27 protein-coding genes, 1 tRNA gene and 1 pseudogene are annotated in these 26,845 nt (G+C 42.0%); 7 read left to right on the forward strand and 22 right to left on the reverse strand.

Annotation, left to right across the window (positions count from 1 at the left end):
- Positions 1-180: 180 nt before the first annotated feature.
- The 15 genes from H7844_06690 to H7844_06760 all read right to left on the reverse strand — a co-directional run bounded on the left by H7844_06690 (position 181) and on the right by H7844_06760 (position 17,969).
- On the reverse strand, positions 181-4,239 hold the full coding sequence (locus H7844_06690; protein ID MEO5356969.1) for an S-layer family protein: 4,059 nt from the start codon (positions 4,237-4,239) through the stop codon (positions 181-183).
- Positions 4,240-4,386: 147 nt separating this feature from the next.
- Positions 4,387-6,087, reverse strand: a complete 1,701-nt coding sequence (locus H7844_06695; GenBank protein MEO5356970.1) for a BamA/TamA family outer membrane protein — start codon at positions 6,085-6,087, stop codon at positions 4,387-4,389.
- Between the two features lie 164 nt (positions 6,088-6,251).
- Complete coding sequence (locus tag H7844_06700) at positions 6,252-6,635, reverse strand: DUF2752 domain-containing protein (protein ID MEO5356971.1); 384 nt, start codon at positions 6,633-6,635, stop codon at positions 6,252-6,254.
- A complete protein-coding gene (locus H7844_06705; GenBank protein ID MEO5356972.1) occupies positions 6,613-6,885 on the reverse strand; it encodes a CD225/dispanin family protein in 273 nt (90 codons plus the stop codon). The genes H7844_06700 and H7844_06705 overlap by 23 nt, the downstream gene beginning before the upstream one ends.
- Positions 6,886-7,055: 170 nt before the next feature.
- Positions 7,056-7,721, reverse strand: a complete 666-nt coding sequence (locus H7844_06710; GenBank protein MEO5356973.1) for an ABC transporter ATP-binding protein — start codon at positions 7,719-7,721, stop codon at positions 7,056-7,058.
- Between the two features lie 3 nt (positions 7,722-7,724).
- Positions 7,725-8,930: an ABC transporter permease gene (locus H7844_06715; GenBank protein ID MEO5356974.1), complete on the reverse strand. Its 1,206-nt coding sequence runs from the start codon at positions 8,928-8,930 to the stop codon at positions 7,725-7,727.
- Positions 8,931-9,044: 114 nt separating this feature from the next.
- Positions 9,045-10,082 carry a hypothetical protein gene (locus H7844_06720; GenBank protein ID MEO5356975.1) on the reverse strand — a complete coding sequence of 346 codons (1,038 nt, stop codon included), beginning with the start codon at positions 10,080-10,082 and terminating at the stop codon, positions 9,045-9,047.
- 286 nt (positions 10,083-10,368) lie between these two features.
- Positions 10,369-10,902 carry a TlpA family protein disulfide reductase gene (locus H7844_06725; GenBank protein MEO5356976.1) on the reverse strand — a complete coding sequence of 178 codons (534 nt, stop codon included), beginning with the start codon at positions 10,900-10,902 and terminating at the stop codon, positions 10,369-10,371.
- 34 nt (positions 10,903-10,936) lie between these two features.
- Positions 10,937-12,490, reverse strand: a complete 1,554-nt coding sequence (locus H7844_06730; protein ID MEO5356977.1) for a transglycosylase SLT domain-containing protein — start codon at positions 12,488-12,490, stop codon at positions 10,937-10,939.
- Between the two features lie 412 nt (positions 12,491-12,902).
- On the reverse strand, positions 12,903-13,262 hold the full coding sequence (locus H7844_06735) for a DsrE family protein (protein ID MEO5356978.1): 360 nt from the start codon (positions 13,260-13,262) through the stop codon (positions 12,903-12,905).
- Between the two features lie 168 nt (positions 13,263-13,430).
- Positions 13,431-14,741: a ribosome biogenesis GTPase Der gene (der, locus tag H7844_06740; protein ID MEO5356979.1), complete on the reverse strand. Its 1,311-nt coding sequence runs from the start codon at positions 14,739-14,741 to the stop codon at positions 13,431-13,433.
- On the reverse strand, positions 14,741-15,202 hold the full coding sequence (locus tag H7844_06745) for a RidA family protein (GenBank protein ID MEO5356980.1): 462 nt from the start codon (positions 15,200-15,202) through the stop codon (positions 14,741-14,743). Before H7844_06745 ends, der begins: the two co-directional genes overlap by 1 nt.
- On the reverse strand, positions 15,199-16,464 hold the full coding sequence (gene leuC, locus H7844_06750) for a 3-isopropylmalate dehydratase large subunit (protein ID MEO5356981.1): 1,266 nt from the start codon (positions 16,462-16,464) through the stop codon (positions 15,199-15,201). Before leuC ends, H7844_06745 begins: the two co-directional genes overlap by 4 nt.
- Positions 16,465-16,748: 284 nt before the next feature.
- Complete coding sequence (locus H7844_06755) at positions 16,749-17,366, reverse strand: class I SAM-dependent methyltransferase (GenBank protein ID MEO5356982.1); 618 nt, start codon at positions 17,364-17,366, stop codon at positions 16,749-16,751.
- Positions 17,367-17,765: 399 nt separating this feature from the next.
- On the reverse strand, positions 17,766-17,969 hold the full coding sequence (locus H7844_06760) for a dodecin family protein (protein MEO5356983.1): 204 nt from the start codon (positions 17,967-17,969) through the stop codon (positions 17,766-17,768).
- 373 nt (positions 17,970-18,342) lie between these two features.
- Between H7844_06760 and H7844_06765 the strand changes: the two genes are divergently transcribed.
- From H7844_06765 to H7844_06775, 3 genes are all read left to right on the forward strand, one after another.
- On the forward strand, positions 18,343-18,921 hold the full coding sequence (locus H7844_06765; protein MEO5356984.1) for a thermonuclease family protein: 579 nt from the start codon (positions 18,343-18,345) through the stop codon (positions 18,919-18,921).
- Complete coding sequence (locus H7844_06770; protein ID MEO5356985.1) at positions 18,921-20,000, forward strand: ion channel; 1,080 nt, start codon at positions 18,921-18,923, stop codon at positions 19,998-20,000. The genes H7844_06765 and H7844_06770 overlap by 1 nt, the downstream gene beginning before the upstream one ends.
- A gap of 98 nt (positions 20,001-20,098) precedes the next feature.
- On the forward strand, positions 20,099-20,368 hold the full coding sequence (locus tag H7844_06775) for a hypothetical protein (GenBank protein MEO5356986.1): 270 nt from the start codon (positions 20,099-20,101) through the stop codon (positions 20,366-20,368).
- A gap of 24 nt (positions 20,369-20,392) precedes the next feature.
- Here the strand turns inward: H7844_06775 and H7844_06780 are convergent, their stop codons facing one another.
- From H7844_06780 to H7844_06795, 4 genes are all read right to left on the reverse strand, one after another.
- On the reverse strand, positions 20,393-20,917 hold the full coding sequence (locus tag H7844_06780) for a hypothetical protein (GenBank protein MEO5356987.1): 525 nt from the start codon (positions 20,915-20,917) through the stop codon (positions 20,393-20,395).
- A 62-nt stretch (positions 20,918-20,979) separates the two neighbouring features.
- On the reverse strand, positions 20,980-21,627 hold the full coding sequence (locus tag H7844_06785) for an HAD-IA family hydrolase (GenBank protein MEO5356988.1): 648 nt from the start codon (positions 21,625-21,627) through the stop codon (positions 20,980-20,982).
- A gap of 10 nt (positions 21,628-21,637) precedes the next feature.
- Positions 21,638-21,874 (reverse strand): hypothetical protein, encoded by a 237-nt coding sequence (locus H7844_06790; protein MEO5356989.1) that lies wholly within the window; start codon positions 21,872-21,874, stop codon positions 21,638-21,640.
- Positions 21,875-21,884: 10 nt separating this feature from the next.
- A complete protein-coding gene (locus H7844_06795) occupies positions 21,885-22,553 on the reverse strand; it encodes a molecular chaperone Tir (GenBank protein MEO5356990.1) in 669 nt (222 codons plus the stop codon).
- 349 nt (positions 22,554-22,902) lie between these two features.
- Between H7844_06795 and H7844_06800 the strand changes: the two genes are divergently transcribed.
- Complete coding sequence (locus tag H7844_06800) at positions 22,903-23,415, forward strand: Uma2 family endonuclease (protein MEO5356991.1); 513 nt, start codon at positions 22,903-22,905, stop codon at positions 23,413-23,415.
- A 44-nt stretch (positions 23,416-23,459) separates the two neighbouring features.
- Here H7844_06800 and H7844_06805 read toward each other — a convergent pair.
- Positions 23,460-23,726: pseudogene (locus tag H7844_06805) on the reverse strand (IS3 family transposase).
- Between the two features lie 197 nt (positions 23,727-23,923).
- On the opposite strand from H7844_06805, the gene H7844_06810 reads away from it, so the two are divergent.
- The 3 genes from H7844_06810 (at position 23,924) to H7844_06820 (ending at position 24,857) form a co-directional block, all read left to right on the forward strand.
- Entirely contained in the window at positions 23,924-24,082 is a 159-nt protein-coding gene (locus H7844_06810) for a hypothetical protein (GenBank protein ID MEO5356992.1), read from the forward strand.
- A gap of 284 nt (positions 24,083-24,366) precedes the next feature.
- On the forward strand, positions 24,367-24,588 hold the full coding sequence (locus H7844_06815) for a hypothetical protein (GenBank protein MEO5356993.1): 222 nt from the start codon (positions 24,367-24,369) through the stop codon (positions 24,586-24,588).
- Complete coding sequence (locus tag H7844_06820) at positions 24,585-24,857, forward strand: type II toxin-antitoxin system YafQ family toxin (protein MEO5356994.1); 273 nt, start codon at positions 24,585-24,587, stop codon at positions 24,855-24,857. Before H7844_06815 ends, H7844_06820 begins: the two co-directional genes overlap by 4 nt.
- Positions 24,858-25,171: 314 nt before the next feature.
- On the opposite strand, the gene H7844_06825 is transcribed toward H7844_06820, so the two are convergent.
- Both H7844_06825 and H7844_06830 read right to left on the reverse strand, forming a co-directional pair.
- A tRNA-Leu gene (locus tag H7844_06825) sits at positions 25,172-25,253 on the reverse strand.
- A gap of 50 nt (positions 25,254-25,303) precedes the next feature.
- Entirely contained in the window at positions 25,304-26,797 is a 1,494-nt protein-coding gene (locus H7844_06830; protein MEO5356995.1) for an SPOR domain-containing protein, read from the reverse strand.
- Positions 26,798-26,845 lie beyond the last annotated feature (48 nt).

The raw sequence follows: 26,845 nt of genomic DNA on the forward strand, positions 1-26,845 counted from the left end.
TAAAAGATTTATGGAAAGATGTACCTGTTAAGTTACTCAAGTTTTTAACAGGTACATCTTTCCATAAATCTTTTAGCGTAATGTCAAATTTCTGATGCATAGCCCCCTGCCTCGTATAAAATGGTGCATAGTTTAGATTAACATAAACTGGAAATTATGCTCAAATCAAATCTTCAGAACCTAAAACAAAAACCTACTGTGCTGCGGTGATAAATACTCGTTGCCTCTAACTACAAACGAGCCCCGCTGCTCTTTCCTTGCTCCACAACTCTCAGGCAGCAGTTTTTCCGCTTGCAGGTAGCTTGGGTTTAACTGAAGTAGAGAACCGGTAACATCGGAAAGCGGCGAATTTATGTTTATTGCTCCCTCCTGTCCGGTTATTGACGATGAGGCATGAAGAGCGCTGCTATCCCACAAAAAGACTGCATGAGCACCTATTGTAATATTTCCGCCATACCCTAAGTCGGCATCCGCCGATATTTCGCTGTTATCAAGCACACACAAGGTGGCTGCAGAAATAGTTATATTACCGCCCTTGTCTTTACCGCTTTTAACATTTGATGAGATTGAGCTGCCATTTAATAGTTGTATATCGTTACCGGTTATAGTAATGCTGCCACCGGTTGTTTTTTCAGAGGATGTTTGTACTGTCCCACCGCTCATATATAAAGAATCGCCGGCGGTTATTTGAATGTCTCCGGCATTTCCTGTTCCAGTGCTGGTTGCTGAAATTGTTCCCCCATCTGTTATTGTAAGATTAGAAGTTGTAATGGAGATACTCCCTCCCTGCCCTGAGCCGGATGAGCCCGAGTATATGCCGCTGCTGACAATAATGTCAGATGTGAATTCATAAGAACCTGAAATATTAATCGTATCAGTAGCCTTTATAGTAATATCTCCGCCGTTACCGGTACTTCCCTCCCGTGCAGTGGCGTATATTGCCCCTACATCAGTAAGGTTTAAATTACCGGTTTCGATTGTTATGTTGCCTGCATCTCCGCTGCCCAACGTCTCACTGCCAATCTTACTGCTGTAAAGAGCGCTGCCGGAATCATAGTACCCTGAAATGCTTATCGTCTCCGTTGCCTTTATAGTAATATCTCCGCCATTACCGGTACTTCCCTCCCGTGCAGTGGCGTATATTGCTCCTACGTCAGTAAGGTTTAAATTACCGGTTTCTATTGTTATATTGCCTGCATTACCACCACCGAAAGTCTCACTTATGATACCGCTATAGTAAACACTGCGGCCTTTGGCAAAGTATCCTGAAATATTTACCAAATCAGCAGCCTTTATAGTAATATCTCCGCTATTACCGGTACTTCCCTCCCGTGCTGAGGATGAGATTGTTCCTACATCAAAAAGATTTAAATTACCGGTTTCTATGGTTATGTTGCCTGCATCTCCGTTGCCAAACGTCTCACTGCTAATCTTACTACTGGAAAGACCGCTGCCCAAATCATAGTAACCTGAAATATTTATCGTCTCCGTTGCCTTTATAGTAATATCTCCGCCATTACCGGTACTTCCCGAGCGTGCAGAGGATGAGATAGTTCCTACGTCGGAAAGATTTAAATTACCGGTTTCTATGGTTATGTTGCCTGCATCTCCACTGCCATACGCCTCACTGATAATCTTACTGCTGTAAAAACCGCTGCCGGAATCATAGTATCCTGAAATGCTTATCGTCTCCGTTGCCTTTATAGTAATATCTCCACCATTACCGGTACTTCCCTCCCGTGCGGAGGATGAAATTGTTCCAACATCAGTAAGATTTAGGTTACTTGTTTCTATAGTTATATTGCCGGCATCTCCACTTCCGTATGTTTCACTTTTGATGCTGCTGACATAAACACCATCACCTGAATCATAAAACCCTGAAATGCTTATCATATCAGTTGCCCTTATAGTAATATCTCCGCCATTACCGGTACTTCCCTCCCGTGCAGAGGATGAGATTGCTCCAGCATCAGTAAGATTTAAGTTACTGGTTTCTATTGTTATGCTGCCGGCATCTCCGCTGCCATGCGTCTCATTTATGATACCGCTATAGTAAACACCATCGCCGGAATCATAGTATCCAAAAATGTTTATCGCCTCAGTTGCCTTTATTGTAATATCGCCACCATTGCCGGTGCTGCCCGCCCATGCTGAGGATGAGATAGTTCCTACGTCGGAAAGATTTAAATTACTGGTTTCTATAGTTATATTGCCGGCATCTCCACTTCCGTATGTTTCACTTTTGATGCTGCTGACATAAACACCATCACCTGAATCATAATATCCTGAAATATTTATTGTCTCTGTTGCCTTTATAGTAATATCTCCGCTATTACCGGTACTTCCCTCCCGTGCATTGGCGTATATTGCCCCTACGTCAGAAAGATTTAAATTACCGGTTTCTATTGTTATGTTGCCGGCATCTCCGCTGCCAAACGTCTCACTGGCAATCCTACTGTTGTAAAGACCGCTGCCAGAATCATAGTATCCTGAAATATTTACTGACTCAGCAGCCTTTATAGTAATATCTCCGCCATTACCGGTACTTCCCTCCTGTGCGTAGGATGAGATTGTTCCAACATTAGAAAGATTTAAATTGCCGGTTTCTATTGTTATGCTGCCTGCATCTCCGCTGCCATACGTCTCACTGCCAATCTTACTGCCGTAAAGAGCGCTACCAGAATCATAGTATCCTGAAATATTTATTGTATCAGCAGCCTTTATTGCAATATCACCTGAATTGCCGCTGCTTCCCGATTCTGCAGAGGATGAAATTGTTCCAACATCAGTAAGGTTTAGATTATTGGTTTCTATGGTAATGTTGCCGGCATTACCTCTACCGTACGTTTTGCTATAAATGGTGCTGTAGCCAACGCCGTTTCCGGAATCATAATATCCAGAGATGTTTATTGTATCTTTAGCTTTTATTGTAATATCACCTGCATTACCGGTGCTTCCGGAGAGTGTGGCGGACCCTATTAATCCTAAGTCCATAAGATTCAAATTGTTTGTTTCAATGGTTATACTACCGGCATTGCCTACACCATACGTAGCACTATAAATACTGCTGGCGCTATAGCTGTTACTTGAGGTGGAGTAACCGGAGATATTTATCGTATCAGTTGCTTTTATTGTTATATTACCACCATTACCAGTACTTCCATTCAGGGCAGTGGTTGATATTCTTCCAAGACTTGTGAGATTTAAATTGTCTGCTTTGATGTTTATATCACCGGCATTACCTTTTCCTGAAGTATCAGACGTTATAGCGCTGCCATTTATAATATTTATATCCCCCGCTATATTTATATCTATGCCGCCGCCGTTGGTATCTCCGTATGTGTCGGCGAAAACATATCCACCGTCTAATGTAAACTTCCCGCCACGGATATAAATACTGCCTGAGCCTCCTGTTGTGCTGCTGACATCTAGATTACCTATCGTATAACCGTTTTTGGTTTCCCTTGTTGAATCGGTATGAGAGATGTTTATATCGCCAAGAGTTGAAAACGCATCCGTGTTTATACCGGACGATGTAATTGAGGCCTCACCTGTCGATGCAACGGCGGCAAGATTAATCCGCCCGCCGGGAGCATATAAATAGCCGTTTTTAATATCAATGCTACCGGCAACGATTGTAATCCCTTTACCCTCTGATACCTCAAGGAAACCACCGTCTATTGAAACACCGGTTGGGTTACTGCTTGTAAAGCCAAACGCTGAAGGCGCTGCCGTTGTTAATACCGTATCTGAGGGAGTTGTTGCACTGAATTTACCCCCATCAGAAAGTTTCAGATAATCAGCGGTGCTTACATAAAACGAGCCCTTAATATCCAGTGTTGCGTTTTTACCAAACATCACGCCGGCAGGGTTTAGAAAATACAAGTTAGCCCCCGATATGCTTGAGGAAATAGCGCCGTCTATGTAAGATGAACTTCCGCCGGTTACCCGGGCTATGATATTTGATATTGAGGATGCCCCTGTAAATGTGGCGCTCTCACCGGTATAGACATTAAAAGTACCGAAGCTGTGAAACAAATTACCGCCGACCTGAGTTCCCATTGTATCGGTTATGGTATAGCTTGGCCCAGTGAGAGTCCCGCTCTGCCCCATCGTGCCGTCAAGAGTTATACCTGCGTAACTTATTTCGATGTTTAGAAAGATAGTTATAAAAGAAAACATAATAATTAGTAAGTACCTGCTTACAATCTCATATAAAAACAGTTTGTTCTTTTTCATATGCTTATTCTCCTTATCACAATCATTCCAATAAAAACTCTATGTTAACTCAACAAAACAATAACAGAATGGGGTCAAGGGGGCTTCGCTCCCTTGCAGGTAGGGGTTTAAGGGGAAGGACAGCGTCCTTCCCCTTACTCTCCTTTCCTAAAACACTTGGGTTGTTAGTTTAAAGTAAATGCCTTTGTCCTGATAGTCCTCGTCGTAGTTATAGAGGTTTACAAAACCCTTAGCGCCATAGATTTGAAACAGGATTTTTTTAGTTACAGCCCATCTGAGCCCCAGGCCTGCGCTATATATGTCTCTGGGAAGAGGCGTTGTGCTTCTTGTGTTCCACGACCTGCCATAGTCTGTAAACGGAACGATTTGTAATATTTCCGGTCTCTTTTCAGTGCCATAGATAGGAATACGAAATTCGAGGGATGAGAAAATTCCGTTGTCTCTAACCATAATATTTTTTCTGTAACCGCGGACACTGTTCATACCCCCTATTGCAAATTTCTCCAGTGGCAGCAGTGAATCGTTTGAAAACTGGGCATCCGTACGAAACACAATCTGGCTTGACGTACCAAAAAGCCGCTTAATCCATTGGAATTGAAGCAGCCATGTGACAAATCTGCCGTCTGCCGCATCATCGTTTGTTGTAGAGTTAAATCCTTTTAATCCTAAACTTATCGTGGAGCGGGCGGCTAACACCTGAGTCCGGCTTCTGGTTGACCACTCCTGAAAGAAACGCACTACAAATACGCCGGCCTTACCGTCATCTGTTCCCTCGCTAAAGGAAAACCTCCGCCCCAGTAAAAATGTCTCGGAATGTTTTCTCTCCACAGCCAGTGCCAAAGCAAACTCCGTCTCCGGGGTCTTATAAATTGGATGGCTTAATGCCACTCCATATGTCTTCACTTTACTTTCAATATCCAGCCGCTTAAAGGGGTCCTCAATAACATTCGCCTCGTTTTGCCTGTAATAAACTCTTAATGTTGTATCCCTTACGTCTAAAGGTATCGCATATTCTATTGTGCCGTCTTTGAGGCCTTTGGTATAACTGAAGCTACCCCCTATTGTATCTCCGTGGCCTGTCAGATTTCTATACAAAGCATAAACATCCCCTCCGTATGAACCTATACTCGGGCTGTGGTCGTTACTTCCCTCAACAATCAGGGTAAACGGTGAGCTCTCCTCGATTTTAACAGTTAGCACACTTTCACCAGGCTTTAATCCCGGAGCAAGTTCGGCATTAAGCCTCTGAATCATAGGATTCTGTAACATTATCTGAAGAGCCTTTTGCAGATCATTTATGTCTAACGGTGTGCCGCTATATAGTCTTAATTTACCCTTTATATATTCGGAACTAAAATACTTATTGCCGGTTACCTCAATGTCTGTGAGCTTTCCCTCAACGGCAATTAGTATTATTTCGCCGTTTTCTACCTTTTGGTCGGGAATGATTACACCGGAGTTGATAAACCCATGACTTATGTAATATTGTGTCAGAGCGCTGCGAAGTGTCTCAAGCTCCATGAAGCTTATTTCCCTACCGGTGTAGTCTTTTGTAATGCTCTCCAGTTGTTCTTTTGTAAACACAGTGCTTTGCTGTATTCTTATGGTCTTAACAAACACGGTAACCTTAGATGAAATGTTTTCGTCTTTAGGCAATTGAGGAAGCTTTATTTCCGGCTCTCCCTTGTCCTTTCTTAGCTCAGGAAGCGGTTCCAACAGTCTTTGCTGCTGTGTGTTTGAATATCCGGTATCCGGAGGGTGAGAAGGTGTTTCCGCCTTTGATTGTACAGGACTAAATAATATAAACAATAAAATAAAATAGAAAAGCGCTTTGTCTTTAAGATTCACCTGTTACCCCCGCCTACACAAATTGCAATACAGTTTGGTTACCTACAAAAAAAGCGTATCATTTCTCTTACAAAAAAAACAAGTGTATTTTCTGACCCGAAATCCGATATAGAAAATCGAGTTCCCCCCAAAAAGGGATTTCGGGAAGACCTTTAATGAAAAGATCAGGGTAAATTCCTTAAAATCCAAAAGAGTAAAATATAGATGACAAATGCGTTAATCCAGCCAGCCTCAATGGAAACATTAAAAAGCGGTTTACCACGCAGAAAAATACTGGTTTTAGATATGAAAGCACAAGCCAAAAAAGGAAACGTTAACACCAACAGATGATTAAACCGTACAGCATTTAAGACATTACCGTGGAGTAATTGATGAGCAGCCCTGAGAGAACCACATCCGGGGCAGTAAAGGCCGCTCATACTAAGGAAAGGACACCGCAGCCAACTCAGTGTCTGCTCAGGATTAAAAAAATATAAAAACACTAATACCGAAACTACACCCACTGCAATTACAATATCATGCAGTTTAAAACCCCTTGGATAAAACACCAAATATACCTGCTGCAACAGAAATTATCGTAACTCCTAATCCTATACCAAAAGATACCCAACACCAGGTTTTCGCATTTTTTGACGAAACAGCCGCTCCCTGAAAATCACCGGCGGCTATCTTTCCGTTTACCTGAGCAGCATATACTATAGCTACAATACCTGTTGGTAAACAACAAAAAAGTGTAACCAGTATGGAATACACAAGATAATTAGGTATGGTTTGAGCAGTTTGTACGTGTGGATTAATAACAACCTTAGGGTTAGGAGTGTCATGGTGTAAAACATTTGCACATTTTATACATTTGTACGCATTATCTTCGTTTTGAGTGCCACATGATGAACAAAACACAATAAATCCCCCCTTAATCTAAAAGTTAACTAAAAGTACCAGCAGCTAAAACGCTTAACTATACCATACTAAAAAGGTTTTAAAACACCGTGTTGCATTCTGTAGATTTTCTTGCATTGCTTTGCAATCTCTGAGCTGTGGGTTACAAGTAAAAAGGTAATCCCCTTGTCCTCATTCATTTTTCTAAATAGTGCCATAATCTCCGCCTCGGTTTCCTCATCAAGGTCTCCGGTGGGCTCATCGGCAAGCACTATTTGCGGCTCATTTATAAAAGCACGGGCTATAGCAACTCTGCGCTGCTGCCCGCCGCTTAGCTGAGATGGATACAGCTCGGCCTTATCCTCAATTTTTACCATCTCAAGCAACGCCCTCGCATAGTCAACCCTGCCGGTTTTTTCTTTGGCAAAAGCAGTCGGCAATATCACGTTTTCAAGCACGGTAAGCGTGGGGATAAGGCTTGAAAACTGAAATATAAAATTCATTAGCTTACTTCTGAGCTCTGAGAGTTCATCATCAGTGATAGCCCAAAGATTTACATTATTGATTTTTACCGTGCCAATATCAGGCTTTGTAAGAGCGCCGACAATACTCAGAAGCGTTGTCTTGCCACTTCCAGAGTGCCCCACTATAGAAAGAAAATCCCCCTTTTCCACTTTCAGGTTAACGTTATCAACAGCATTTAATTTTTCTTTCCCGATTATATAATGTTTTGACAGCTCAGTCAGTTCAATCATTTTCTATTCACCTTTTCTTATTGCAGCATATGGTTCCATTTTCATAGAGCGCAGAGCAGGGTACAGGGCTGCCATGATGCCGGTTAAAAAAGAGAGCAGCAAACTAAAGGCAATCAGCAGCACAAACTGTAACGGGTCAGGCCAGAGATAAGGGATGTTCAGGGATGACTTAATAAAATCTTTGAAGAAAAACAAAAATGCACCACCTAAAACTATACCCGCCGCACCACCGGATAAAGAAAGCATCGAGGCTTCAGTCATGATAAGTTTAAAGACATCTTTTTTCTTAGCTCCCATAGCCCTCAAAAGCCCTATCTCGCGCTGTCTTTCATTAACAATCATGGAAAACACCAGACCTATCAGAAAAAGTGCCATCGCCCATAGTAGTATGCTTACAGAGAGAATACTCTTAAGAAGTATAAAGAGTTGCTTTCTTACAGTGGAAACAACCTCCTCTGAAACTATGGCCGTTACCCCTGATATTTCATATTCTATAAATATAGCGACCCTCGAGGGCGGCATATCAGTTGTTACTTGTACCAACACTGTTGATATCTTGTTTTCAGGTATATCCACTGCCTTATTTCCCGTTCTTTTAGACTCCTCAATAGCCTTCCTCACACCTTCCATAGGCAAAAACATTGAGTTGTCAAGAAACTTCATACCAGTTTGCTCTATCATTCCTACAACTTTGAAAAGCCTTCCGTATGCCGTCAGGCTTGAACCTACCTGAAAGGCAGTTATCGCTCTACCCATAATGGCCTCATCATCCCTGATCTCGCGTTTAAGGCTTTCCGTAAGCCACGGCATAATGGTGAAATCGTCTTTAGGGTCAAACCCTATCATAAGCATCTCGCCGACATCACAACACCTGTACTTAGATGTTATCAGGTATATTTGGGCGGCTGCATGTTTAACTCCTTTTACTTTTCTTACTCTTTCCACCATAGTGTTATCCATATAAAACTCCGAGGGCTCACCGGAAAGAAGTGAGGACTTTGCCTTAACCTCCGAGCCCTTAGGCACTACCATTATGTCTGCCCCAAGGCGCTGAATGCTTCGTCTGAGGCTTAACTCCACTGAATCCATCACCGTGGTAATAGAAAAAAGCGTGGCAGCTACAACCATTACAGCTCCAGCTATGGCAAGGCTTCTGAAGACCTTCCGTCTCAGATTGTTCTTTGCTACAGTGTTTATCGTTATCTTCATCTTAACTCATAAAACTATACATTTAATCTATATCAAACTTATTATACACTAATTAGATATAAAAAAAAAGGCCGGAATTAATCCGGCCTTTTTTATTTTATTTGCTAAAATATTTTAATGAGCTGGAGCTGCCGCCGGAGCCTTCTCTGGTTCAGGAGCAGGCGCAGGCTCTGCAGATGCAGGGATTTTCTTTTCTTTCCAGTTTACTTCAATAGCGCAGAGGTATGGTCTTCCACTATCTTTTTCTTTGGGAATCATCACGCCCAGTGCACCGTGGCATTTCTTACATGCCGAATACTGCTTTACTACTCTCTTTGTTTTGGTGTCCACGATAACGACGGCGCTGTCATCCACCTCAGGAAGTTGCCTTGTCACAACAAGGGCATACTTGCCGTCGGGTGAGAATTCAACATCATGGGGGTTTCCACCGATTAGCACTGAGTCAACAACCTTATTGGTCTTTACGTCAACGATCTGAACTGTTCCGGGAATTCCACCGGCATCGGTATAACCAACTCCTGAGGGTTTTCCGCCTTTTAGCTCGGCGCCGTCAGACTGCCATATTTCGGTCCCTGCAGGGTTTAACCTTGAGCGGTGGAGGAATGTTCCCACACCGGATATTTTACCTGTTACTTTCTTGCTCGCTACATCAACTATGCTGATAAACGCCCCGGGCATATCCGTCACATATGCTATCTTGCCATCTTTTGAAAAAGTTATTCCGCAGATTGACTTACTTACGTTAAAACTATCCACAAGCTTCTTTGTCTTAGGATCGTAGATATATACATTACCATCGGCCATGTCAGATACCCAAATTGTGCCGTCTGGGGCATACGCCGAGCCGCAGTGCTTCTTACCTAACTTCTGCCATTCGCTCATCTTACCGCTTGCTATATCTATTTCCATTGAATGTCCGTCAAGTGAAAATGTAATAATTGTCTTAGCATCTTTTGATAAGATAAGTGCATCGCTGGGTTTGCCATGAGTATATCTGGCCACATCACCAGTTGCCAAATCCAATACCGCTATGTGGCCGCCGTGACCCTGAATGTAGGCGATTCCCTCAAACTTCACATCTTCTGCAGAGGCCATCACTGACATTGCTGCTACAAACGTTAATACCAAAAAAACAAACAAAAATCTCTTCATTCTACCTCCCTATTCAAACCTTTTTTATTTATACATATACACTTTAACCTAAACCTGCCGCTTTTACCCCAATGTAAACCTTTCGTTCCTTCCGTCATTGTACTCTTTTCCTTTATCACCACCTTTTTAAATTAGATTTGGTATTCCGCCTAAATTAACATATCTTTTAGTATTCCTTACAAACTCCAAAAATTGGTGCATCTAAATTATTAAAAATCCGGCACTATATTGTCAACTTGAAAAACAAAATATAATTTTATTTATAACTATAGTTAGTAAGAGCAAACTATAGCAGCTTCTTTATATCTTCAACTATGGGGTGTTCTGTCCAGTTTTGTGCGCCTATATATTTTTTAACAATCACTCCTTCCTTATTTATTAAAAAAGTAATCGGAAGCATATACACTTTGAAAGATTTGGATACTTTGTTGTTGGGATCTAAAAGGAGCGTGAAGCCTACCGGATTTTTTTTTGTAAACTTTTGAACATCACTTAAAGAATTTGGTGTAGCCGCCAAAACAGTAAAATTTTTATTTTTAAACATTTTTGACAGTGCTTCCATAGATGGCATTTCTTCCTTACACGGTGGACACCATGTAGCCCAGAAATTAAGAAGCACAACTTTGCCTTTTAAAGATGACAAAGATATGGTCTGCCCGTTAATCGTTGCCAGTTCAAAATTCGGTGCGGCTTTTCCATCTATCTCATCTATTTCCCACGGTGCCGACGGCACCGAAAAAACAGAACTTACACTAAGTATTAAAGATAAAAAAAATATTAATAATATGGCTGAACTATTAAAAAAAATCCTTCTTATCATATTACACCTATACTCCTTATTTTTTATTAAGTGTTTAAGTCTGCCCTGGTATTTTAAGCACCTGGCCGATTTTTATGGTTTCAGGGTTTGTCAAAGAGTTTATTTTCATTATTTCACTCAGGGGGATGTTATAAAAGCGGGCAAGCGAATAAAGTGTCTGTCCCTTCTGTATAACATGCTCCTTAAAGGCAGCCGTTGCGGCGGTTTTCTGCACTGTTTCGGAAGGTTTTTTCGAGGCTTGTGCCTTTTCACGTGATGGCGGTATTTCTGTTGTTTTTACAGACTTTTCAGTAACCTCCGTTTTTACAGTCAAGTTAGCGGTTGCGGGCTGCTCATCAGCCTTTTCTATGTCTGCTTCAAGGGCGGAAATCAGGATTTCTTTTGTACCTTGTGGAATTTTTAGTGAATAATTTTGGGGAAGTGCTATCTTAGAGACGAGCACGGAATTTAACAATTCTGGATTAAGTCTCTGAATGTCGCTGACTGTGACAGAGGTTGCCGAAATCAGGCGGCTGAGTTTTACCGGCTTTAAAATTTTTACGGTGTCGTAGCTCTCGGGGTATTGAAAAACAATATCGCTGAAGTACTTATCATACTCATCGAGTATTTCTAAAACAGCAAGCAGTTCGGTATAGAAATTTCTGGAAGCAAAACCAAAAGCCGGACCGTCATAGTTTTCCACAATAAAACCAATGTCTCTGGTTGAGGTTTTTTCAACAGCCTTTTGCATTCCATAGCAGCCGTGATTATATGCCGTAACGGCAAGCGGCCATGAGGACAGCTTTGAGTAATTATAAGAAAGGAGTTTTGCCGCCGCCATCGTTGACTTTACTGGATCAAGCCGCTCATCTACAAACTTATCCATTCTCATATACTTCTTTGCCGTACATCTTGTAAATTGCCACAGCCCTGCGGCTTTTGCCCACGAGTAGGCATTTATGTCAAAAGCAGACTCCACAAAGGGCAGGCGGGTCAGCTCTATGGGTAAATTATTCATGGCAAAAATCTCCTCGATGTCTTTAATATATAGGGTGCTGCGGCTCAGTGCTTTCTTAAACCTGTCGCTTTGGCCAACCTGAACTCTTAGCCTACCGGCGGCATCTTTATAGCCCTTTCTTATGCCGTTGCTATAGAGAAGTTCATAGACCCGTTTGTCCTCTCCTGTCAAATTTTGCAGCTCATCCTGAGAAAGGGTATCCAGTCTTTCCAGTATTGCCCTATATTTATTTAGAGCAGGGGATATAGCCAGAGACCTCAATTTCTTATCTTTACTTTCATCCTCAGTCAAATCAATGGCTTCATAAACGACATCCATAACCCTGTTGTCATGAATAACACACTGTCGGGTACTGTAGCCGGTAAATATTTTTTTCCAGAAATTAACCTGGTGGCGGAGCTCCTTTGGGGTTTGAAATTGTGAAGCCCCCTGCAGTTTAAAAATGTTTTCCCTGCCGGTGATTTTACTTTCAACGCCTGTAGCAGATGAGGCACCTTGTTTTAAGTACACATCCTCCGCACCGATGCGTTGGTTTGATATTAAAATAAATGAAAAAACCGTTATACAACCTAACGAAAGTGACTTTCTCATTTTCTTCTCTCCCTTTTTGTTAAAATTATGACAACCTCTAAAAGGCAAGCGGCTGTACTGATTCAAAATAGTATTTTAACAGCACATCGCTAACCACAAGCATCTCATGATTAGCGCCTGAGTCCCCGATATTTTAAGTTCAATAAGTTCTTTGTGAGCCATAAGAATGCTGTATTAAAATGCTTTATTGGAGATGCCGTTTTTTGGGCAATGCTTTTCACAAACAACCCCGCCGATTATTCGTTAGTTTCTTTATGCTATAATCATCTTCCGGCACCACAACATAGCATAATATATTAATCGATGTATGTCAAGAGTTTATGGAATCCCGAAATCCAATATAGAAAATCCGGCAACCCGTTAAAAGTGGTACTTCTATAGCATTTTTTTCCTCTATGAAGCTACTGTGGTATTACGGCTTCACATAAGCATATCCGTCTGCCTGACGTCTTATCAGCTCGGTAATTCCGGCAGGGATTACAGTAATAAAAGGACTAATCCGCTCCTCAGATATGCAGACATTTCCGCCTCCGGCACACATCTTCTTTAACGAATTCCGGCACGCCAGAAACTTAACGCCCTGAGCTGAAAGAGCCTCCATCGTCTTTAACCTATCCGCTTCCCCATATGCCAGCACCGAGGGACCGTTAGCAAGCATTACGGCATCCACAGCATCCGCTCCAACGTCTTTAATCAAATTAGTCACGTTACCCAACGCCACATCCCATCGCTCAGGCTCATTTACGTGAAAAAGAACTTTAAGTTTACTCATAGTTACCCCCTTCAAAGAAATTTAGTCCAAGTATTTGTTTTTTTGAAATAATTTTCTTTCCACATATTTCCGGTAATTTTATTTTCCTTATACCCCAACATAAATCTCTTCCTGACAGAATACTCCTCCCCTTCGTGAATTGGGAAAACATAAGGCTTTTTATACCCTTTACTGGCTTTTGTTTCTGATATAAATCCTTATAGGAGTTCCCTTAAACGGATACTCTTTTCTAATCATCCCCTCGATGTACCTTACGTGATGGTCTCTGACCGCCTCCTTATAGTTTACAAACACCGTAAACTGCGGAGGATTGATATCCACCTGAGTCATATAAAACACCCTGGTCTGCCTGCCCTTATGAAGCGGAAGCGCCCGGTTTATTTGTTCTGAGAGATTATTCAAGAGCCCTGTTGTTACTCTTAGCGCCCGCTGCTCCATGACCTCATCAATAATCGGAAACACCTTGGTGACTCTCTTTTTATTTATACCGGATGTCGTTAAAACCGGCGCATATTTGGCAAAATTCAATTCCCTTTCAATAAGCTCCTGAAACTCAGGGAACGCTTTTTCAGGCTCCACCAGCAGGTCCCATTTATTGATTAAAATAATCATCCCCTTACCGGCTCTGTCTATAAGACTTGCGATTTTCTTATCCTGCTCGACCACACCTGCCGTGGCCTCAATGATTAAAATCACCACATCCGCCCTCTCAATGCTTCTAATTGCACGAATTGACGAAAACCTCTCCACATCATAGGTTATCCGGTTTTTCCTTCTAAGCCCAGCCGTGTCTATTAACATAAACTTACGGCCATAGTAACTGCACAGGCTGTCCACTGAATCACGCGTTGTGCCACTTATCGGGCTAACTATCATTTTCTCTTTTCCCAACAAAGCGTTTACGAGGGTTGATTTACCAACGTTAGGACGCCCAACTATTGCCACCCGTGGATATTCAGACGGAGGCTCCTCATAATATGACTCAGCTTTAAATCGCCCTGTGACCTCATCCATAAAGTCATCAAAGTTAAAGCCGTGCTCACCGGAAACCGGCAACACTGCTGCTCCAAGAGGATAGAAATCCGGCAATCTTCCCGTGTTTTTAGGACTGTCTATTTTATTAACAACCCAGATGACTTCTTTATTGTACTTTCTGATAAGTGAGGCAAGTTCCATATCGCCCGGTGTAAGGCCGTCCTTACCGTCAAGAACGTGGACAATTACATCAGCCTCATCAAGGCCAATCAAAGCGTGTTGCCGAACTGATGTCAAAAGCTCATCCTCATCGCCTGTGATAAACCCGCCGGTATCTATAACGGCAAAGTGCCTGCCTTCCCACTGTGCCTCTCCATATATCCTGTCCCGTGTAACGCCTGGTTCATCCTTTACTATAGCGGTGCGGCTTCTGGTCATTCTGTTAAAAATCGTGGATTTCCCCACATTCTGCCTGCCTGCTAAAACAACTATCGGTTTAGGCATCAGGCGGCTACTTCAAAAATAAAATCTATTTCCACCGGTGAATTAAGTGGAAGACACACTGCTCCCACCGATGAGCGGGCATGTCTGCCGCTGTCGCCTAAAACTTGAAACAGTAAATCCGATGCACCATTTATTACCTCCGGATGTCTGTAAAAATCCTCCGCACATGATACAAAACCTGTCACTTTTACACACCTCCTGATTTTATTCAAATCTCCAATTGCATCTTTCACTATGGCCAGGGCATTTAGAACAACTGTAGCTGCCTCCTCTTTAGCCTCCTCAACGCTAATCTCTCGCCCTACCCTGCCGGTTCTTGGCAGTTTTCCATCCCGCAAGGGAAGCACTCCGCTTAGAAAAAGCAGATTTCCGGTTGCAACACAGGCTGCATATGAGGCCACAGGCTTAGGGGCCTGAGGAAGGGTTAACCCCAAAGATAAAATCCGTGCTTCAACACTCAAAGCCCAAGCTCCTCCGGAAGCGCAATACGTCCAAACACGGCGGAGGCGGCAGCAACAGCCGGATTTGAAAGATATACCTCCGATTCGGTGTGTCCCATGCGCCCGACAAAATTTCGGTTTGTGGTGGCTATTGCACGCTCTCCCTTAGCCAATATTCCCATATACCCTCCCAGACACGGGCCGCACGTGGGGGTTGAGACCACCGCCTCAGCGTCTATAAAAATCTCCAAAAGTCCCTCTTTCATAGCACTCTTATATATCTCCTGAGTAGCCGGGATTACTATCATACGGGTGTTGGAGTTAACCTTACGTCCCTTTATAACTGAGGCGGCTTCCCTTAAGTCCTCAAGCCTGCCGTTAGTGCATGAGCCTATTACCACCTGATCTATGCTGATACCGGTAAGGTTCTTAGCCGGTTTTGTATTAGAGGGAAGGTGCGGACAGGCCACTGTGGGCTCAATCTTTGAGCAGTCATACTCCCGAACGTCAGAATACTCTGCATCCACATCGGATGTGTAAAATAAGAAATCACGCTTTGCCCGCTTTGCCACATAGTCTCTTGTGACGGCATCGGGTACAATAATCCCGCTCTTGCCCCCCGCCTCTATCGCCATATTACACATAGTAAGCCTGCCGTGCATTGGTAACGCACTTATGGCCTCTCCTTCAAACTCCATCGCACAGTAGAGTGCTCCGTCCACCCCAATGTCGCCTATGGTGTGCAGTATCAAATCCTTACCGCCAACCCACTTGTTGAGTTTTCCGTGGTAGATGAATTTCATACTCTGAGGCACCTTAAACCAGCATTGTCCGGTAGCCATAGCTGATGCAACGTCGGTGGAGCCCACTCCGGTTGAAAACGCACCAAGTGCACCGTATGTGCAGGTGTGGCTGTCCGCCCCTATGATGGCATCCCCGGGTAAAACCAGTCCCTGCTCCGGCAAAAGCGCATGTTCCACCCCCATCCGGCCAACCTCAAAATACAGGCTAAGCTCCTGCTCTGTTGAAAACTCCCGCAAGAGCTTACACTGCTCAGCAGCTTTTATATCTTTCTGCGGAACAAAATGATCCGGAATCAGTGCAATCTTATTTTTATCAAATACTGCTTTAGCGCCGATTTTTATAAACTCCTTTATTGCTATTGGGGCGGTTATATCATTAGCAAGTATGAGGTCAAGCTCTGAATTAATAAGCTCTCCGGGTGAAACAGCTTTTTTCCCTGCATGGGCGGCAAGTATCTTTTCTGTTATTGTCATTGGCATTAAACTATCCCTCCGTGTTATCGTTGTTTGCATATTGTAACATGAAACCTAATGAAAAGACACTCTGTAATCAGCCCCCTGTCGCCGAGCACCGGAGATTTTTTTAGGTGGAAACACTTATACCAAGTTGCAGTCAGAAGTAAACACAGGTGGCTGGGAGAAAGCGACGCAGGTGCACATTTACGGAGCTTTTGACAAAGTCAATAAAGTTAGACAAATGAATTAGAATTGGAATTAGACGATTGAATGCAACTTGGTACTATATGGAAAGTGAAGTCAGCCACTCATACCTTCACTTTAACGGCCAAAACAGGCTGCTCCTTTTTACCGGACAAGAATCCCCTCATAAAACCCAGAAAGTCTCTTTTAACTACAGCAACGGGCAGCTCTTGTTTACGCAATAAAAAACCCCTTATAAAACCAAAAGGGTCTCCGTTTTTTACTTTTACCACTGTGACAGGCTGGTCTTTTATGACATCCTCAAAAATCCGTACCATGCTACAAAAGTTATATTTCATCAAAACATCCATATACGATATAATCGGTTGTGTCCACTTGTTTGTCCGCACCAGGTGGTCATATATCAGGATTTCACCCCCGGGCTTCATAACCCTCACGATTTCAGCAAAAGCCTTCTGCGGATCATAGACACAGGTTAGAAAAAGCCCTAGTATAGCCTTATCAAAAGTATTCGACGGGAAATCCAGCTTCTCGGCATCCATAATGGCGAGATTAATTTTATTTCGGCTTTCGATAAGTCTTAGCTTGGTTCTTGCAATGCCAAGCATAACATCACTTATATCAATGCCGTATATTTCAACTCCGGGGGGGATATCTTTCAGGTCATAACCAGTCCCCACCCCTGGAATAATCAACTTGTCTCCGGGCCTAAAGCTACACATCTGTATAGCTTCCCGCCTCCAGCCTTTAAGCGGCAACATCATAAAAGGATAGAAAAAAGGTATGAATGTATTAAAGGATAGTTTTTTTAGAATATTTTTTGTATCCAGCCCCATGAGTTAATTATAACACACCCAGCGCCCAAATAAAAAAAACACTTTCACTTTAAAACGGAACAGGCTGCTTTGCTGATTACAAAATGAATGTTCCATATTTTTTACCCTCCCCGCTACTCAGAATACGCTTTATACCAAGTTGCATTCAACCGTCTAACTTTGTTGGCATCGCCGCCTCGTTACTCTTTTGACTGCAACCCGGTATTACTATAATATCTATTCCGAGATTGAAAGCAACCTGCCCCATTTTTACTTCTTAATTAACAGAAATTAAATGGAATAACCTTACTTATGTTGTACCTTAAAAGCGACCTCCGCCTTTACTCTGAAGGTATCAACCTGCTCTTCCTTCATTTTAACGTCAAACTCTGTTACCAGAATGCGTGTGATACCTCTTAGGGACTGTTGTGCTTCTTTGATAAGATTCGTAGTTGCTTCTTCCCAACTGGTTGGGGACTCCCCCACTAATGTGATAATCTTGGAAACCATTTGCCCCTCCTTTTTCAGACTTACATTTATAAGGATTCCGAGCATAAGGTAAACGAGAGTTAAAAAGATCAACCGTTAGCAATTTCCTGCCAAAAGCCCCTTTTTTGTAATCCTTTATTATGATTACTTATATATATTTTAATACAACAAGTGTAAAAAATCAAGAACTAAAATTTTATTTAGTATCAGCTCCTGAGTTAACTGCATAAGCATCATTAATACTTATTTTACAAAGGAAATAGCACAAGTGCCGCCGTCTATCCCATAATCATTGACCGCTTACCATTTATTGGAATCAATGGCATACAGCAGAAATATTTTTAGTATGTGATAGACTTAATTGCATTAAATCTAATAAACTAATAACGTTATTATGGATCGCTCCACTAAAATATATTGGGCAATTATTGTCATACTTCTGAGCTGTTCGATATTTTTTTATATAAAGGTCCATCACAAGACAGGTAGCCTAAAAAAGGCCACCGCTAAGCTCGAAAACGGTGACATCGTCCATCTTCACAAAGTCGTTGACGGAGATACAATTATTGTAAGAAAAAACACTGACGAACAAATTATGATTCGTATAGTTGGAATCAAATCCTTTGATGAGGGATCGAAATCCGATGAAACGACTCCATATATGAAGGCGGCAGTTCATGCCCTCAACAGTTTTGCCTCTGAGAAGCCTATTAGAGTATTGCTTCACTCCGCCACTAAAGACAAACATGGCAGAGTTCTTGCTACGATTTTCTCCGGCGACCAGGACATTGCCCTTAAACTTATCAGCCATGGATTAGTTTTGGTCTATACAAAATACCCGTTTCCGGCGATGTCACTATACCTTCAGCAACAAGAGATAGCAAGGGCTAACGGTGTTGGCCTATGGGCTAACAAGGATGCTGCATCCCGTGCCGGGTTCATGATACAGAAATGGCAGGATGAGGGACAGTGATGTTTTTCGTATTAAAATCGTTTTTCAGGAAAACAATCTGTACGCCCTCTATCGCTTTAAAACTAATTACGCTTCTTGCAGTAGTATTCCTTTACGGCACTACGAGTTTTGTTTATTTTGAGATAGAAGAGAACCCTGATATTTCTTTCACAGACGGCTTTTGGTATTCTATTGTAACCATGGCAACAGTGGGTTATGGAGACCTGTTTCCAAAAACAACGGCAGGACGGCTTCTTGTCGGCGTGCCTTTGATGTTGCTGGGGATAGGGCTTTTAGGATATACGCTTTCTGTGGTTGCAACAGTTCTGATAATCGAAAAAAATAAGGAGACAAAGGGAATGAGCACTCTGAATTTAAAAGACCATCTGGTGATTATAAACTATGCGGGGCTTTCTAAAATCGAACGAATTATCATGGAATTGAAAAGCGACCCTGCCTTCGGCAAGGACAGTCATGTTGTAATTGTGGATGAAAATCTTGATGAACTCCCTCCGGAGCTTTCATCCATGGGGATACTTTTTATCAAAGGAAATCCAACCAGAGATGAGACCCTTACAAGGGCCTCCATAGACAACGCAAAGCATGTTATTGTCCTGTGCAAGAATTCCAATGAGTCACAGTCGGACAATCTTAATGTTGCCATTACTCTTGCAATAGAGGCCAGAGCCGGAACAGCAAAAAACAATGTTAAGACGGTGGTAGAGTGTGTGGATCCCTCTACGGAGGAACTATTACGCAAAGCCAACTGTGACCACATTGTATGCCTCTCCCGTTTTGACGCCTATATAGTAAGCCACGAATTATTAAATCCCGGGACACAGGAGGTTATTTATGAGCTTATAGACAGCTCTAAGGGACACCAAATTTACGTTACTCCCATCATTTGCAAAGAGGGTGATACTTTTTCAAACCTAATGGCTGTGGTCTCAGGGGCTAATCACATTGTTCTTGGTTTGCGTAAAAAACAAAACAACCCTGTCTTAAATCCTTCACCTGAGACTTTACTTGAAAACGGAGACGCAGCCATTACAATTGGGCAGAAACGGATTAAAGAATTCAACCTGCTCTCAAAGAGATAATTTCATCTTTGCTGCTACAATTCAAACATACTTGAAAAAACTATGACAGCCGGCATATAATACTATGTAATTTTTCAAATTCAGGAGGAGAGATAATAATGGAGAGGCAAAACATAAACATAAAAGAGATAAAAGAGCTGGCACAGAAGTTCTCCACTCAGGAGATAGAGACCTGTATAACTCAGCAGCTTCAGGAAGGAGTAAATGAGTGTAAACTAGGCGGCCCCACCGACCACGTTATAAACGAATTGTCTAAAGCTGAATACGTAAGTAACAGAATGGCGGAGGGCGCCTCCGTAATAGACGCCATGCGTGAACTTGCCAAAAAAATAAGAAATGTTCAAGGCGGATTCGAAAATAACGGTTAACTGCTAAATATTTCTGCTGCACCGTTACTTCACTCTTATTGCCGGCTCATACCTGTGCTTAATGCCCTGCTCTGTAACGGCACCCTTAGGAAAAGAATTGCCTACCCATATCTGTACCCGTGTGGTTCTTTGCCAGTCCCCCGGCGCCTGTATATATATGATACAGTTTTTTGAGGGCTTAACAAATGATAACACAGTGGCCTTCTTAGCGTAACTTGTAACTACAAATTCCCAGCCGTTTTTCGGCAGTGTTGTCCTGAAAAACTTAATGAGAGACTCTATCGTTACCCGTCCCTGATATACAACAGAGCCGCCGCTAAAGGTGTTTGTATTTATTATTACTGAGTCATCCTGTGAGATTTCCAGTTCACCGGGGACCTCGATATCATCAAAATCCGTTCCCATCAACGACATTCGTACCGGCTCTACAGCCGGCTCAGCAGTTGTACCACCATGCTGCCCGTCAGACTGAACCCCCGTTGTCTGCATACAGCCGGTTATGAAAAACGCTATAAGTACCGGTACTATTACAAGAATCCTCTTTAGCATATACCCCCCTCCTGTTAAACTATTAACTGTAATTATAACAAATTATTTTATACAAATAAACCTTATTGCATGGATTTAACAATCGGCAATAATTCAATTAATTTCTCTCTGATTATATAATCAGCCGCAGTAAGAGTCTCAACCGCCCTGTAACCGTAAGCAACGGCTACAGTTTTGGCCCCGGCACGCCTTCCAGCCTCAATGTCAAAAGAACTGTCACCTACTACTATTGTCTCATCCTGTGCTGCACCACAAAGCTCCATTGCCTTTAGTACCGGCATCGGGGATGGTTTGCATTTAGTAAAAGTGTCGAAACCAAATACGTATCTAAAGTACTTTGACAGATTAAGTTTTTCGATGACTAACTTTGACAAAGCCTCGGTTTTATTGCTTACCACCACCATATTATATGGCAAGAGCTCTGCCAGTGTTTCCAGCACTGTATCATAGGGTCTGGTTGTGTCAAACATATGTGCTTCATAATGAGAAAGGAAAACCTTTAACACGGATTCCTTTTTGTGAAGAAGCCCGCTGCCAAGGGAGCGTTCAATCAATTTTCCAACTCCCTCACCTACTAATCCCACCACTGATGATGAGCTTAAACTCTTAAGGCCCACTGTAGCTATTGCATAATTCAACGAGGCGGCTATATCCTCTATTGAATCAACCAGTGTGCCGTCAAGGTCAAAAACTACCAGCTTTAATCCCACCTGCTGCTGCCTACTGTCCTGACTTCATTAATCTTTCGTATTTCTCTATACCAACACATTCCTTTGCAGCAGGACACCACTGAATGCAGGTAGGCTTCATCTCCCTGGTTAAGAGCGCTTTACAACTGCTGCAGTTAATTTCATTCTCATCTGACCATATCTCATTAGAGAAACCACAAAATACACACAAAAGTTGCTCAGGATATGGATTGGTAATTTCCTTGCTTCCCGGACAGCTTTCTTTCATAACCCTATCCTCACTTTTTGTCCTCTTTACCCTGCACTGGTTTATCGTCAACATACACCATGTTTACCTTTGTTCCATCCTGATAAGTAAGCACCCCCGGGCCGTTTCTCTTATCGTCCTTAAACTCACCCTCATAGGTGCTTTTATCAACAAAGGTGTAAGTGCCGTGGCCTTCCTTTTTTCCGTCTTTAAAGTTCCCCGTATATTTTATACCTGAGGGGTCGGTGTATGTTCCCTTCCCGTTTATTTTATTGTCTTTAAATTCACCCTCATACTTAACACCGTTAGGCCATGAGTATAACCCGAACTTCATCATTCCCTCTGCATACTCACCCTCAAATTTTGATCCGTCTTTGCGCGTAAGCACAGCGTGTCCGTGCTGTTTATCATCTTTATACTGTCCTGCGTACTTATCACCGTTTGCAAAATTATATACTCCTTGCCCGTCTTTCTTGCCCTCTTTAACTGAACCGGAGTACTTGCTGCCATCTGTGTAGGTATATATGCCGGAACCCTCAGGCTTACCATTTTTAAACTCACCGACATAGCGGGTCTTATCCGTCATCACAAAGGTGCCGATACCGTTTACGCAATCCCCCGCTGTGCACTCCCCAAACGCCTCTGTTGTCATAATCACCACCAGTATCAAAAATAACAGTGTATTTAACACTACTCTCATTATCCCCTCCGAACTATCTATTCTTTCAATCTATAGTACTTTAACATAAAATGATAAATTATTTTAACTATCAATTCTCAATGAACGAGTGAAGGCCATAAAAATTTACAAAGAAAAGCACTGAGAATTGCGGGGTTGCGGTGAATCAAGTTTAATCATCTGGATTTAGAAGGGGATACATCTTTGTGCCGCTGCACTTGCAGAGGTAACAACCGTCCGACTTATCATTTGGAATTTTCCCGAAATGCGGCTGATTACAAATCAGCACTTCAACCGCTTTAATTGTGAGGCTGCCAAGGTTTTTGTTCAGAAATAGACAAAACCATAAATCCGGTGATATACTATTAATATGCGCACTATTGAAAGAGACTTTAACTTAACGGAAATCATTAACGGAGAGGAAGTTATGGGGCCTAGTCCATTTAGAAGACACCAGGATATTGCAACTAACTTGTATGATATTATACGGCAGCATATCAAAAAAAATAATAATGGTAAATTGTATTTTTCACCACTTGACGTAATCTTTGAAGAGGGTATTAATAGACTTCAGCCCGACATACTCTTTATCAGGAAAGAGAACATGGGTATCCTTCAGGACTGGATAAGAGGCGTACCAGATATGGTTTGTGAGATAATATCTCAGGGTAGTTATGAAATGGACACTGAGGTAAAGAAGGCTATTTATGAGAAATACAGGGTACCGGAGTATTGGGTAGTCATGCCGGAGCTACAAACAATTCAGATATTAACCATTGAAAGCGATAGGTACAAGTTACATTCCTTTGCAGCATTTGAAGGCACTGTTATCTCTAAAGTCATAGAAGGCCTTGCTTTCAACGTCAAGGATATATTTGCGTAGCCCTCACTGATTATTGATGTTTCCCCGAAAAAATGGACATATAGTTAAGATACACCAAATCTTCTTTCGTAATCAACAGGGCATAGATATTCTATAGCCGAGTGTTTTCTTCTACGGTTGTAGAGGACCTCAATATACTCAAAAATACTGCTTTTGGCTTGGGCTTTCGATTCGTATTTTTCATGATAGGTCAATTCTGTTTTTAAGGTATGGAAGAAAGACTCGGCAACGGCATTATCGTAACAATCGCCTTTCTTACTCATACTTGGAATAACTCCGTATTGTTTGAGGGCTTTCTGAAAATCAATAGTACGTATCTCCACCAAAAGCCTCTCATTAGCCCTTTGCCTTTTACTTACCGGTCTCCTTTTGTACGCATAATAGCCGCTACTCGATACTCCTAAACATCGGCACATCTTCTTCACCCTAAATGCACGGCTTATTCCATGATTTAAGAAGAACTGCTGTACGTAATCTTATACGAGCCGGTGTGCCGGAAGTAGTTGCCATGAAAATATCCGGACACAAAACCCGTGCCGTATTTGATAGATATAACATTGTCAATGATGACGATTTAATACAGGCAGCACAAAAACTGTCTGCAATGCATAGGGATACTGAAGAATTACTGAAATCTAAAAATCCTGACCCGGATAAACCAAAATAAAGACATCTGCGGTTGGTTAAGTAGAAGAGAGTGCATTTGAGGCTGGTTTTTAGTTTTATACCTTTTCAAATGATTTTCTAATACTGCTCTTTCAGTGATCTGATATATTTTCCTTTAATCCCTGTGTTATTATTTAACAGTAGCACAATCTTAAAGGGGTGGGATAAAATGGCAACATTAACCTTTAGAACAATGGTTTCACACGGCACGATAGAACCTATAGAAAAAGTATATTATGACAGTAACTTGTGGTATAATAATCAAAATACAGTAAGGAGTTTTATTTGCAAAAACAACATAATTTAGCATTTCAGGACGCTTTAGAAATCGTTGAATCGTTGCCTGAATCTCAACAAGAGGATCTTATTGGTATTGTTCGTAACAGGTTATTAGAGCATAGGCGGGAATTATTAGCAGAGAGTATCACAGAAGCAAAAAGAGATTACTTAAATGGAAAAGTGAAAAAGGGTTCTGTTGATGATTTAATGAAAGATATCTATAAATGAGGCAGTTTATTTGGGGTAAAACATTTATAAAGGCACTTAGACGTCATCTGAAGAAAAATCCTTATTCAATCAAAGATATTGAAATAACTTTAGGCTTAATAGCGGAAGATCCATTCAATACGAAGTTGTCAACTCATAAACTCAAAGGGAAGTTAACAGGTTCATGGGCATGTTGTGTCGGTTACGACTTACGTATAATATTCGATTTTGTAGAAAGTGACAAAAATGAAAAAGATATCTTGTTAATAGAGATAGGTTCTCACGAGTAAGTCTATTAGCCACTGCACGATTAATTGTAGTTGGAGTTCAGTAAAGAATTTGTAACATTGTATTTTTATCACCCACAGAGTAAATTCAGGAACAAGAAATCCAGTGCGACTATCAGCAGTTTTTACTAAAAAATCACCGTAATTACTTAATTTGTGAGGTATTCCAACTCAACATAAAAACCCCCCAATTTTGGTTTAAGTTGGCTGGAGTTGGATAGAGTAAGTTTGTGACGGGCACCTTTTGGGGCACCCTGGTTGTTTTTGGGTGGGTTTTCTGATAATGATGTGCCTGTAACCTATTGATTTTAAAGGAATGCGAAGGAGGGGAGTCGAACCCCTACGGTGTTACCCACTGGATCCTAAGTCCAGCGCGTCTGCCAGTTCCGCCACCTTCGCTCCAGAGCTATTTACAGCATGTACATGATAATGTATGTGGTTGTAACCCCTTATATTTTCTTTAAGAGGACTTCCAGTTTGCCTCCGCTTTTAAGTTTATTTACAACGGCGGCGGCATCCTCTTTTTTCTTATATTTTCCAACATACACCTTATGCCATGGAGAATCTTTACCTGTACCCTCTTTTATAAAGGCCGAATAACCTTCTTTTTTCAGGTTTTCGACAAACTTTTTAGCATTATTCTGATCCTTGAAAGAACCTACCTGAATCGAATAAACACCTTCAGCCGCCTCAGTTTTACCTGTTTTTTCCGCCTTTGGTTTCACCGGTGTTGCAGCGGGCTTCTGGGTTTGTTCCGTCGCAGCGTGTTGCTCAGGCCTCGGCGTTGCCTCGGCTTTAGCAGAGACCCTCTCCCCGCCTGATAAGGCTTTCTGTTGAACAGGAGCTGGTTTTACCTGATGTTTTTCGGCAGTAACAGTTTTCTTTGCGGGAGCAGGTTCCGGTGCGGGTTTGTGTTCAACAACAGGTGTTGGTTTAGGTGTAGTATGTTTACGTTCTAAAGCCGGTGCAGACTCGGGTGTTTCCTGTGGCTCCTCTACAGCTTTATCTATGACTGTGGTGTCTGTCACGCTTACTACATCCTGCTTTTTCTGAGCAACCTTACCACCTCTGGAAAACACAAACACTGAGACTAAAATCAAGACAAATGCAGCCGAAACCCCTATCATAATTATTTTCTTTTTCTTTGCACGGTCTTCATTTAATTTTTGCAGGTACTCCTCGGCATCATCTGCGTCTATGGCGGTTATGTCTAACCCTGCCGGTGGCTCCTTTTCCTCCATGGATTCCTCATCATCTTTCATATCACGAATATGCACGGTATCCTCAAGCTCTTTATGTGTATCCAGCTTTTCCGGCGACGGTCTTTTAGCAGGCTCCATGTCCTCTTCAAATTGTTGGCTTGTCTTAGAACTTTCTTCATAATGGTCTTTTTCTTTTGATAAGCTCTCCCTAAAAGTATCTCCAGTGATTTTTACCGTGTCCTCGTCTTTGTCAAATCTTAAGCGAACATTGTCATCGAAACCGCCCTGGTCGTTTAATGCTATTGAACCGACTATTTCCCCCTCATCATCAGGGAATTGTGCAGTCCCCTCAGTGCTTTCAACAACAGAGTCAAGTTCCACATATTTTGAAGCCTTCGTTATCAACTCCCGTTTATCCACTGGAAGCTTTATAGAGTCCACTATTTTGTAAATTGACCTGTACCTGTCATCGTATGTTTTCTCTATTTCAGTCAGTACGATAAACTGGGTATTCTTAACGGCATCTTCACTTCTAATGTCTCTTATGATTTCATAGCCGCTGGCATCCATAAGCATAGATTTAACAAATACAAGAGCAGGCAAAGTCTTAAGTGCCAATTCCACTGCCTCTGCCTTACTTGAGGCAGTATAGACTGTAAATCCTTCCATTCTGAGCATTTCGCCGATTTGCTGAACATTGGTTTTATCATCATCTATTACCAGTATATTTTTAGTTTCCATATCCTGTCTCTCCCTGTTATATCTCATTTAAGACTCATGAGAAAATAT

It is taken from the genome of Nitrospirae bacterium YQR-1 (genome assembly GCA_039908095.1).
Classification (GTDB): domain Bacteria; phylum Nitrospirota; class Thermodesulfovibrionia; order Thermodesulfovibrionales; family Magnetobacteriaceae; genus Magnetomonas.